Origin of the sequence: Halalkalibacter wakoensis JCM 9140, assembly GCF_000513095.1 — a bacterium.
In the GTDB taxonomy this organism is placed as follows: Bacteria; Bacillota; Bacilli; order Bacillales; family Bacillaceae_D; genus Halalkalibacter; species Halalkalibacter wakoensis.
Genome location: NZ_BAUT01000101.1, coordinates 1 through 11111, shown reverse-complemented (window position 1 = coordinate 11111; position 11111 = coordinate 1). Strand labels below are relative to the sequence as shown.

11 protein-coding genes and 1 pseudogene are annotated in these 11111 nt (G+C 39.0%); 6 read left to right on the top strand and 6 right to left on the bottom strand.

Annotated features, from left to right (window positions below; translation table 11 throughout):
- Nucleotides 1-226 precede the first annotated feature (226 nt).
- Genes JCM9140_RS20535 through JCM9140_RS20525 form a run of 3 tightly spaced genes read left to right on the top strand, consistent with a single transcriptional unit; the run spans nucleotide 227 to nucleotide 2502 of the window.
- Nucleotides 227-1189 carry a calcium/sodium antiporter gene (locus JCM9140_RS20535; RefSeq protein ID WP_034751083.1) on the top strand — a complete coding sequence of 321 codons (963 nt, stop codon included), beginning with the start codon at nucleotides 227-229 and terminating at the stop codon, nucleotides 1187-1189.
- Nucleotides 1190-1238: 49 nt separating this feature from the next.
- Nucleotides 1239-1691 carry a hypothetical protein gene (locus JCM9140_RS20530; protein ID WP_034751079.1) on the top strand — a complete coding sequence of 151 codons (453 nt, stop codon included), beginning with the start codon at nucleotides 1239-1241 and terminating at the stop codon, nucleotides 1689-1691.
- Between the two features lie 25 nt (nucleotides 1692-1716).
- Nucleotides 1717-2502: a carbon-nitrogen family hydrolase gene (locus JCM9140_RS20525; RefSeq protein WP_034751076.1), complete on the top strand. Its 786-nt coding sequence runs from the start codon at nucleotides 1717-1719 to the stop codon at nucleotides 2500-2502.
- A gap of 56 nt (nucleotides 2503-2558) precedes the next feature.
- Here the strand turns inward: JCM9140_RS20525 and JCM9140_RS20520 are convergent, their stop codons facing one another.
- From JCM9140_RS20520 to glcT, 5 genes and pseudogenes are all read right to left on the bottom strand, one after another.
- Nucleotides 2559-3179: a YitT family protein gene (locus JCM9140_RS20520; protein WP_268870602.1), complete on the bottom strand. Its 621-nt coding sequence runs from the start codon at nucleotides 3177-3179 to the stop codon at nucleotides 2559-2561.
- Between the two features lie 400 nt (nucleotides 3180-3579).
- Nucleotides 3580-4587: a rod-share determining protein MreBH gene (mreBH, locus tag JCM9140_RS20515; RefSeq protein WP_034751069.1), complete on the bottom strand. Its 1008-nt coding sequence runs from the start codon at nucleotides 4585-4587 to the stop codon at nucleotides 3580-3582.
- Between the two features lie 255 nt (nucleotides 4588-4842).
- Nucleotides 4843-5019, bottom strand: a complete 177-nt coding sequence (locus JCM9140_RS23390; RefSeq protein WP_235715424.1) for a YflJ family protein — start codon at nucleotides 5017-5019, stop codon at nucleotides 4843-4845.
- Between the two features lie 66 nt (nucleotides 5020-5085).
- Nucleotides 5086-7108 (bottom strand): annotated as a pseudogene (gene ptsG / locus JCM9140_RS20510) (glucose-specific PTS transporter subunit IIBC).
- Nucleotides 7109-7301: 193 nt separating this feature from the next.
- Nucleotides 7302-8132: a glucose PTS transporter transcription antiterminator GlcT gene (glcT, locus tag JCM9140_RS20505; protein ID WP_034751066.1), complete on the bottom strand. Its 831-nt coding sequence runs from the start codon at nucleotides 8130-8132 to the stop codon at nucleotides 7302-7304.
- Between the two features lie 199 nt (nucleotides 8133-8331).
- Between glcT and JCM9140_RS20500 the strand changes: the two genes are divergently transcribed.
- The 3 genes from JCM9140_RS20500 to JCM9140_RS20490 all read left to right on the top strand — a co-directional run bounded on the left by JCM9140_RS20500 (nucleotide 8332) and on the right by JCM9140_RS20490 (nucleotide 10615).
- Complete coding sequence (locus tag JCM9140_RS20500) at nucleotides 8332-9078, top strand: YkgJ family cysteine cluster protein (protein WP_034751063.1); 747 nt, start codon at nucleotides 8332-8334, stop codon at nucleotides 9076-9078.
- A 185-nt stretch (nucleotides 9079-9263) separates the two neighbouring features.
- A complete protein-coding gene (locus tag JCM9140_RS20495; RefSeq protein ID WP_034751060.1) occupies nucleotides 9264-9599 on the top strand; it encodes a hypothetical protein in 336 nt (111 codons plus the stop codon).
- A gap of 119 nt (nucleotides 9600-9718) precedes the next feature.
- The gene (locus tag JCM9140_RS20490) at nucleotides 9719-10615 is read left to right on the top strand and encodes a polysaccharide deacetylase family protein (protein WP_034751058.1); all 897 of its coding nucleotides are present in this window, start codon (nucleotides 9719-9721) and stop codon (nucleotides 10613-10615) included.
- A 35-nt stretch (nucleotides 10616-10650) separates the two neighbouring features.
- Here the strand turns inward: JCM9140_RS20490 and JCM9140_RS20485 are convergent, their stop codons facing one another.
- On the bottom strand, nucleotides 10651-10902 hold the full coding sequence (locus JCM9140_RS20485) for a hypothetical protein (RefSeq protein ID WP_034751055.1): 252 nt from the start codon (nucleotides 10900-10902) through the stop codon (nucleotides 10651-10653).
- Nucleotides 10903-11111 lie beyond the last annotated feature (209 nt).

The window sequence follows — 11111 nt, the reverse complement described above, 5'->3', positions numbered from 1 at the left end:
TTAGTGTAATGAAGCCGGAAGCCGCTCGACTCCTGCGGGAAATAGAGGTAGAGGCGAGACACCTCCCTGCGGAAAGCGAGTGGCTGCAGCGCAATGGAACGATCACCTTTCTTCCACCTAAATCAAAAGCATAAGAAAACACCCTTTCTGATGAGGTTCTTCTTAGAGTAAAACCTCTCCAATTTGTGTAAATTAAAAAAAGACTATAATTGGATGGGTGATAGAAATGGTATATGTTTTGCTTATTATCGGCTTTGGTTTATTAATTAAAGGAGCAGATTATTTTATAGATGGTTCGTCCAATATTGCCGCATTGTTTCGGGTACCCCCTCTGATTGTCGGACTAACGATCGTAGCATTTGGAACAGGTGCTCCTGAAGCAACGGTTAGTATTATTGCTGCTTTAGAAGGTAATGCAGATGTGACGATTGGGAACATTATCGGAAGTAATTTGTTGAATATGTCATTAGTCGTCGGGATTACAGCAGCTATTTTTCCACTTGCTGTAGAACGACCAACTATTAAGAAAGAAATTCCTTTTGCGTTTTTAGCGACAGTTGTTCTGCTTGTTGTTATGAGTGATCGACAACTTGAATTTGCGACAGAAAATTGGATTACAAGAAGTGACGGAATCATCTTTCTGTTGTTTTTTGCTATCTTTTTGTATTATGTCATTGAAGCTGCTAGAAATAGTCGTGAAGAGGAGCCGCTTGATTTAAACAAAAATGATCAGCACATCGGAGGATGGGGGAAGAACGTACTCATTACAGTGGTTGGATTGGCCGCAATTGTGTTAGGTGGTTTTTTGGTTGTAGAAAGCAGTACAGATATCGCTCTGCGTTTGGGGATGAGTGAAACATTGGTAGGATTAACGATCGTTGCGATCGGCTCGTCTTTACCTGAATTGATTACATCAATTACAGCTGCGATGAAGCAACAAAGTGAAATTGCTTTAGGAAACATCGTGGGTAGCTCCATTTTTAATTTGTTTTTTGTTCTTGGTATCTCATCGATTATTTCTCCGTTGCCAGTAAATGATAAGTTGTTTTTTGATATAGTTGTGTTACTGATCCTAACCATAGTGTTGTTTATTTTCTCTCTTACTCACTACAAAGTGAAAAAGTATGAGGGGATGGCTCTTACGTTTTTTTATATCCTCTATTTGATTTATATTATTATGAGAAACTAAAGAGAAATTTCAGACAATGCTATAATGAAGCATAAAGGAGGTTGTCACAATGAACCCGGTTATTAAAAAGTTACAATGGAAAGAACCGATGCAGCATGTTTTAGTTTTGCATGCCCCGAATGAATATGAAGAAGTGCTTGGGCAGTTTGAAGCTGAAGTGGATAGAGAAATCAAAAGAGAGACTTATTCGTTTGTTCATGTTTTTGGAGCATCAAACCAGGAAATAAAAGAATTAGCTGTTAAGGCTGTTGACGTTATAGAAGAAGACGGAATGCTTTGGCTAAGTTATCCAAAAAAATCTTCGAAAACGTACAAAGGATCTGATTGTAGCAGAGATACAGTTGGGGCGATGCTTGCCGATGAAGGGTATGAGCCAGTTCGACAAGTGGCAATTGATGAGGACTGGTCGGCTCTACGCTTTCGTCCTGTAGAAAAAATAAAAACAATGAAACGAGATTTTGCTGTTACCGAAAAGGGGAAAGAACGAACGAAACAAAAGTAACCGCAAATGGAGAGGAGAAGTTATCGTGAAAATTGCATCGTATCAAATGGATATTGTTCCGGGCAATCCTTCAGAAAACCGAAAAAAGATTACAATGTGGGCAGAACAAGTTTGTAAGGAGCAAAAGCCTGATATTCTTGTTTTACCTGAAATGTGGACAACAGCCTATACACTCCCTACTTTAGAAAAAATTATTCGAGAAGACGAAGAGGATACAGAGTCTTTTTTAAAGCAATTGGCTCATAAGCTTAATGTGAATATGGTGGCGGGGTCCATAGCAGTCTGGGAAGACGGAGTGATTTACAATCGTTCCCTTGTGCTCAATCGCAAAGGAGACATGATCCATACATATGATAAGATGCACCTTGTTCCAATGCTAGATGAACATCTCTATTTAAAAGGTGGGAACCATTCTGCAAAAGTGTTCGAATTAGATGGTCGGAAAATGGGAGTAATCATTTGCTATGACTTACGTTTTCCGGAGCTTGCCCGTTCGCTAGCGCTTCAAGGAGTAGAAGTTCTGTTTGTTGTGGCCGAATGGCCATCAGCAAGAGCTGGACATTGGGAGGTACTCCAACAAGCAAGAGCGATTGAAAATCAGCTTTTCGTCGTAAGCTGCAATCGTATCGGTACATATGATGGCGTGGAGTTTGCTGGACGATCAATGGTCATCAATCCATGGGGAGACATCCTTTCTAAAGCTTCTTCTAAGGAGGAAGAGACGGTTCATGCCACACTCTCATTAGATGATGTTAAAAGAATCCGCAAAGATGTCCCAGTTTTTTCAAGTAGAGTTCCTAATTTATATTAGGCAAAAAAAGAGGACCCTCTTGTTCTTGTTAGATCAGGAGGGTCTTTTTGGTGTGATTAACTGAGATGTTTTTGTTGTTCAATAACATCGTTTGACTGTTGAACAGGTGCTAGTTGCTTGTTGAGGATAAACTGATGAACTTTTCCCACGAGAATAATCCCTAATGCACTAGAGGCTGCTAATAAAAGAGAAAAGAGCGTTTCTGTCGCCCCGATGAGGAAGAAGCTTAAAGGGAAAACGGAACTATCAACTAGAAAAGCAGCTAACCCAAAGGAAAATCCAAATTTGGTGTTAATCATTTTCCCTAACATCGACCCTCCACCTAAACTGGAATTGGCGATTCCTAGCAATCCTAAACCAACTCCCATCCATAACCCGCCAACGAGGGCACCAATAACTATGTTTTCAACACCAAATCGAATTAAGGGCTCTTGAAGAACGCCGACAAGGAAAGAAGCAGCAAGCATGCTAATAATTGATTTATAGAATAAATCACGATACCAAATAAAAGCTGTTAAAAATAAAGGGAAATTAAACAAGAACATCCCTAATCCAATGTTGATATTAAATATGTAATAACTCATCGTCGCCATTCCGGTTACCCCACCCGCCATAATCGTATTTGGGACGGCAAAAAGAATAGTAGCAAGGGCGAAGTTTACGATACCGACAGCAATAAGAATGAAGCGTTTTATGAGAAGCTCCTCCCTTCATAAAAAAACAGAATATTAATACTATACTATACTTTTTTGGCGTTTTCAGCTGTCTTTTTTTCGTAGCTACGGTTTTAGGGGGAGATATAATTGTAAGGCTGATGAGGCTAGGCTACGTTCTGACAGAAAGGAGGAAGTCGTGCATAAAGTTGTCAGAAGATGGCCCGTGTTCTGACAGAAAGGAGGAAGTCGTGCATAAAGTTGTCAGAAGATGGCCCTATGTTCTGACAGAAAGGTCTTTCATAACAGCCGATAGTCGTTTTTACAATCAAATGCTAAAAACCTAAGCTACATACCCCTTTGGATACAAGTAGCTTAGGTCTATTTGCATTTTTGTTTACAGATCAGAACGATCCCAAAGAGACTACATTGAGATTTTCTGAAGTTTATCAATAAAACTTAATGATTTCCCTGTTCCAATTGCAACGGATTCAAGCGGAGTTGGAGCAATGTGAACCGGAACCGAAACTTCTTCGGCAAGCCATTGTTGCAAGCCGTTTAATTCAGCTCCTCCACCTGTTAACATAATTCCTTGATCCACGATATCTCCACTTAACTCGGGAGGGCAATCCTCTAGAGTGGCTTTGACTGATTCAAGTAACTGTAACAATAGCTCTCTTAGAGCACGTTGAATTTCAGTTGAATTTAACGTAATGGTTTTCGGTAGTCCATGAACTAAATCACGGCCTCTTACTTCCATCAACATTTCTTCATGCTCAATCGGGGCATAGCCAATTTCCATTTTAATCATTTCAGCAGTTCGCTCTCCAATTAAAACGTTGTAAGTTTTTCGAACATGTTGAATAATGGCTTCATCCAACTTATCTCCACCAATTCGGACGGAGTTGCAAGTGACAACACCACCAAACGAAATAATGGCAACTTCTGTTGTACCGCCACCAATATCTACAACAACATTTGCTATTGGCTCGTCTACTGGTAGACCAGCACCGATTGCTGCAGCTAAAGGCTCTTCAATTAAATGAACATTTTTTGCACCAAAGCTACGAACAGAATCCAAAATAGCACGACGCTCAACAGAGGTTGAACCAGATGGGGCGCAGACAACAACATTTGGTTTACGAAAAGACATGCCTAGCTCTTTGCTTGTCTTTTTCATGATTTCTTTCAGCATACTTGAAGTCATATCATAGTCAGCAATGACACCATCTTTTAGCGGTCTAATGGCAACGATGTTTGCTGGTGTTTTTCCAACCATGTTTTTGGCTTCTGTTCCTACAGCCAAAACAGCATTTGTATCAAGATTTAGGGCTACGACAGACGGTTCATTTAAGATGATACCTTTGTCTTTGCTATAAACAAGGATATTGGCTGTACCTAAGTCAATTCCTATTTCAACATTTGTAAACATTCATACACCAACCTTTTTTCAATTCCTTATAAGGTAAGTCTAGATTGTAACAGGTTGGGAAGAAGGAACATAGTGTCGAATCGCTTATCTTCTATGTAAGAATATGAGAGTTTATGGAGAGAGTAAGGGATTTAGAGAGAGAAACCTCGAAATTCTGCTAAATTTCGCGAAACTAGGTCTTTAGAAATAGGCATAAAGACTTTCGGAAAGTGTCTGACAAAAAAATGATGTCAGACACTTTTCTAAATTACGGTCTTACTTAGACTGTGTTTCTTCTAAAAGATTTGCTAATACATGGGTTTTAAATTGTTCAATCTTTCTATCCTCTATATAACGAACCCCTTGCTCTTTTAATTTTTTTACATACCAACCTTTGCTTCCTGTATACATGTTGATCAGTCCTTTCTGCATAGTAAAAGCAAAAACGAGCAAGCCTGTGGCTTCCTCGTTTTTGTTGTTTGTTCATCTTATGCAGTGAACTTGTAAGAGATTCGTTATTTATTTTTGCTTAATAGAAATAACGTCTTTTTCGCTTAATGAAACTTGTTGTTCTTTATTAATTTGGACAAACTCGCCTTCAGCTAAGTTGGTGAAGACAATTGGTGTAATCGTAGAAGTTGCATTTTCTTTAATATACTCAAGGTTAAAGCGAAGAAGTTCTTGTCCTTGTGCAACGGTATCATCTTGGCTGACAAGTGTTTCAAATCCTTCACCTTTTAAGTTAACCGTGTCTAAACCAACATGAATTAAAATTTCTTTTCCTTCATCAGAAAGAATTCCAATTGCATGCTTTGTCGGGAATAGGTTCACGATCTTCCCTGATACTGGTGATTTAACAACACCCTCTGTTGGTTCAATCGCAAATCCGTCACCCATCATCTTACCAGAGAATACTTGGTCCGGCACTTCTGTAATAGGAAGTACTTTTCCAGCTAAAGGTGAGATGAACGAAATGTCACCAGCTACTGCTTCATTTGCAGGTGCAGTTTCTTCCAGTGGTGTAGGTGTACGTCCACTAATAATATCTTGCATTTGTGATTTAATTTGGTCAGAACGAGGACCAAAGATCGCTTGAATGTTGTTACCCATTGTCATGACACCTGAAGCACCGAGCTTCTTCAACGTGTCTTTTTCTACTTTATTTACATCGTTAACACTTACACGAAGACGAGTGATACAAGCGTCTAAGTTTGTTAAATTTTCTTTTCCACCTAACGCTTTTAATACGTTATACGGCAGTTCAGATGTGCTACCAGCAGCTTGTGGTTGATCATCATCTGCCATTTCTTCACGACCAGGTGTCATTAAGTTAAACTTCTTAATCGCAAAGCGGAAACCGAAGTAGTAAATGACCGCAAAGACTAAACCTACTGGAATAACAAGCCACCACTCTGTACGGTTTGGCAAGACACCAAAGAGTAAGAAGTCAATGACCCCACCTGAGAATGTCATCCCGATCTTAACATCAAGAATTTGCATGACCATAAACGACAATCCGGCAAATACTGTGTGAATGGCAAATAGCAGTGGTGCAACGAATAAGAAACTAAACTCGATTGGCTCTGTAATACCAGTTAAGAATGACGTTAATGCAGCTGACCCCATAATACCTGCAACCAGTTTCTTTTGTTCAGGACGCGCACAATGATAAATTGCTAGTGCAGCAGCTGGAAGACCAAACATCATGAACGGGAACTTCCCTGTCATAAATGTACCTGCCGTTAATTCAGCACCGTCACGAATTTGTGCAAAGAAAATTTGTTGGTCACCACGAACAATTTGACCAGCTGCGTTTGTATACTGACCAAATTCAAACCAGAAAGGTGAATAGAAAATATGATGAAGACCAAACGGAATCAACGCACGTTCAATGACACCAAAGATAAAAGCAGACAAAGTCTGATTTGTTTCAACCATTAAATACGATACGTTGTTCAATCCGTGTTGAACCGTTGGCCATACGAAGTAAAGAGCTATACCAATTAACAAGCCGAAGAACGCTGTTGCAATTGGAACGAAGCGTTTACCCGCAAAAAAGCCTAAGTAAGAAGGAAGCTCGATATTAAAGTATTTCTTGTACGTATAAGCGGCGAGTAGACCTGCAATAATCCCCCCGAACACCCCTGTTTGAAGTTGGGATACCAAGAACAAATGCAGTACCCTCAGCGCTATTTACCATATCAGCTTCAATACCGCCCATAACACTCATCGTTACATTAATAATTAAGTAACCAATAAGAGCAGCGAGACCTGCAACACCATCACCATTAGATAGCCCGATAGCAACCCCAACTGCAAAAAGTAATGCAAGGTTAGCAAAGACAATGTCCCCGGCACTTTCCATAATACTAGCTAACAGGACAATCCAATCTGCCTCTAGTGCAGGAATTCGCGCAACCATATCTGGATTTTGTAGTGCATTACCAAAAGCTAGCAATATACCAGCAGCTGGTAATAATGCAACAGGTAGCATAAGTGCTTTACCAACACGTTGCAACACACCAAAAGAATTTTTAAACATAAATGATTTCCTCCTTTAGATCATAGTTTGAATTGGAAATGTGATTTTATACAACAAAAAAAAGCATGAGTGGTCAAAGGAATCCCATTGCAGAAGTTTCGAGCTCTTTAAACTTCTTACAAATGTGATTGCTTTCTTTCCCACTCATGCCTGCATAATCAGTAACACGTATAAAAGAAATAATATTAAATTATTATTGCTTAGAAAGCCGTTGTAGATGAAGCGTTAAATAGACACTTTCCGCTTCTGGAATCGGTTTCTTTAATGCTTGTTGCATGATCTTCATCAATTTCCATGACAAATTGTAGCATACAGGATATTCTGCTTGCAATACTTTTTTTAATGATTCTTGGTTGTCGAAGTATTGACCCTTTGTAATTCGTTCAATGGCATGATGCAAATGTCTCACTAATCGTAAGTAATTCACATCCTTGCGATCAATCTCAATATTTAGCGAGTCCTCTGTTACCGAAACAAGTTCACTAATTAATTGAGTATGACGATTCACTTCTCGCAACGAACGTCTTGTTAAGGCACTATGAATGTGTAAGGCGACAAATCCAATTTCTCCGGGTGGAATGGAAAGGTCAAGCTCTTTACTTAAATAATCAACGAGTTCGCTAGCTACTGCAAATTCTTTTGGATAAGCAAGTTCGGTTTCAGGAAGAAAAGGGTTCGAAACATCCAATCCTTGCTTGACTCTTTTCATCGCATAAAAAAGGTGATCGGTTAGAGCAATGTGAATGTGTTCATGAAGAGTAACGGAAAAACGTTCTTCTACCATTTCAATGATATCATTCATGAGTCCGATGAAATTTTCATCAACGTAATCAAGAAGTTGTTTATATTGCTCTTGTTCTTTTTCTTCTTTTAGAACAAAAAACTTTTCAGCTTGCTCATCAGCCACTAAGTCACCTGTTTTTTTTCCAAATCCAAGCCCTTTTCCTATGAGGATCACTTCTTCATAGTTAGGATGTTTCGCAACTAATACGTTATTGTTTAACACTTTTTTAACCGTTAGCATTCTTTTCCTCCCTTCATCTCCAATAAGAATCTTGTCGAATTTTGCACTATTTAATAATGATAGCCATAAAGAAAAAGAACGTCAATAAATAATGCTTTCTATAACAGTTGTAATAGTTACCACTATGGAAAAAACATCGATTTTTTTACTATTTTGAACTAGTATAATGAAAGAGTAAGAAAGAGGAGGATCTCTAGTCATGAAGTCTCAGCTAACCTATGAGGAAATGAAACGAAAAGTAGAGCAAATCAATAATCGGAATTATCAATATGATGAACCTTTTTTAAAGGTTGTCGATGAGATATTAGATCATAGTGAAGGCAAACATGTCAAAACCGTCCTAAATGACTCTTTTAAGAAGCTGCTTTCACAAGTTGATAAAGAAATAGACCATATTGAAAAAGAGATTAATGTTGGTTCGGTGTGTAAAGTCGGTTGTGCCCATTGTTGCTATTTTCCGATAGTAATTACTCGTCTTGAGGCAAAGCTTCTTTTGTTGTATATAGAGTCGTTACCTGAAGATCAAAGAAAGACCTTTTATGAACAGATTGACCGGTATGTTCGTACTTATGGTGCTCAGCTTGAAGTGGTAAAGGGACTTGATTTTTCTCAAGATACAGAGTTTAAGAGAAAATATAATGAATTAAAGCTTCCGTGCATGTTCTTAAATCTAGAAACCAATACGTGCATGGCTTATGAAGTAAGGCCGATTCCTTGTCGTACGTATATGAATTATGTCAATACGAAAGTTTGTGAGAACGAATTACTGCCGAAGGAGCCGGTTAGTTATGAATTTTTGCATCGCTTTTATGTTGAGGGGATGGATGAGGTAATTCAAGAAATTCTAGAGGTTGTTGAAGATCACGAACTTGGTTTCTCCTATCCAGATGATGCGGCAGATGTAGGATATTTGCCGTTGCTTTTAAAGGAAGAACTCTCATTATAAATGTTTCAAAAATTTTCTAACTCTTTTTCGTTTAGTAAAACCCCTTCTCGTGGTATCATTAAAATAGAATTTGACATATCTATTCTGTATCTTAAAGATGATGCATAGGTTAGAGTAATAACCAACTTGGAGTAGGGAAAACATTGCTGTCTTTTAGATAGAAAGTTCATTGGGAGGGATTACAGGTGGAAGAGAAAAAAATTCAAGAGTATTTTGAAGAGCGAGTAAAAGAGGCCAAAACACAGTTTGAACGAACGGTTGATTGCAAGCATACTGAATTTGATGATCTGTATCCGTATATGACAGAGCAGCCACAATTTTTCTGGTACAAACGCTATGTAGCGTGGCAAGAATTGTTAACGGTCGTGAAGGTTGCAGAAGATATGCAAGTAGATTGGAAGAATCTCTTTTTGGATAAACAATCTTCTTTTGTTGAAGGTAGAGTACTAGATGCAAAAGTGCTTGATGATTGGTATGAAGAATCGGAAAAGCATGAAAAAGAATCATCAAAAAATGAGTAAAATGCGGAGGTTGTCTCCAAGGGATTGCGGATGAGTGAGAATACGGCAAAACGTCGTATGAAGCTCTTTAGGCAAAAGCTTGTGAGATGGCCTTATTTTTTTGAAAGGACGTTTGGAAAATGAAAAGGTTTCAAATTCTGCTGCTGTTTTCTATCATTGGCTTAAAAGCGTGTGGAACAGAAACAACGGTTGATCATGTGATGGAGGAGCCTATAGAAGAGAGCTCCTCATTTGAATCCACGGAGCCTTTAGATCGTGACGCTCAGCAAGAACAAAATGAAGTCCCTTTGGATGACCAAGAAGAGAAAAGGGAGGCGGATCTCGATCTAAGTTTGTACGAAAACAAAGAACCAACTCAGTGGGGAGAGTTCGTTGAAGGGGTTAAAACGCAAATGGATACGGAGGAAAAAGTCATTGCTTTAACCTTTGATGCATGCGGGGGGCCATACGGAAATGGCTATGATGAAGAGTTAATGGAGTTTCTGAAAACCGAAGATGTGCCTGCAACTTTATTTATCAATGAGCGTTGGATTTTAGAGCATGAAGCCCTTTTTTTAGAACTTGCAAATGAGCCGTTGTTTCAAATTGAGAACCATGGGACCAAGCACCTTCCTCTTTCTGTTAGAGGCGAATCAGCTTGGGGAATCGAAGGGACAAGCAATCCTGTTTCTGTGAAAGAAGAAGTGATGGGAAATCAAAGAACGATTCAAGCATTAACGGGACGAGCTCCAACATTGTTTCGTTCCGGAACGGCTTTTTATGATGACGTTGCGGTGGGAATGGTGCAAGACTTGGGTTTAGAAGTGGTTAATTTTAATGTGTTGGGTGATGCAGGAGCAACATTTTCGGCCGATCAAGTCTATCGTGCCTTAATGGGCGCAAAAAATGGTTCCATCGTTCTTTTGCATATGAATCAGCCTCAAAGTGGTACAAGAGAAGGGGTAAAAAAAGCTGTAATGGAGTTAAGAGAAGAAGGATTTGAATTTGTGACGTTAGAAGGTCAGGATTTGAAATAACGAAATGGGTTGTCTGAAAAGGTATGACAACCCATTTAGTTAACGGTAATATAGGAATCTTTGTGTTGATAAAATCCGTCAAGCTTTTCACCGATGTCTTCTTCTAATTCTTGGTTAGAAGGAAGAGAATCATAACTCTCAACAATCTTAAACGTTTGAAGACATAAAAGATGATAAGGGTACTTTTCACCTTGGTCTTCAATAATGGCATATAGTTTGTTTTTTTTAGTGCTAATAAGGTCACCAGGCTCATTCACTGAACGTTTACGGTTAATGGACACATTCATGCAAGGTTCACCTCTTTTTAGCCACCAGTCTTGTCAAGAATTCACTTTTTTATTCAGAAAAGGCTGTTTTTGCTCTCGTTTTTATCTGTAACGTAGTAAAAGGAAAACTTCGTCAGATAGCGAAAAACTTTACTGAAATAGCCTAGGTGGAAAAAAGGTGATCGTTCCATTACGCTGCAGCCACTCGCTTTCCGCGGGGAGGTGTCGAG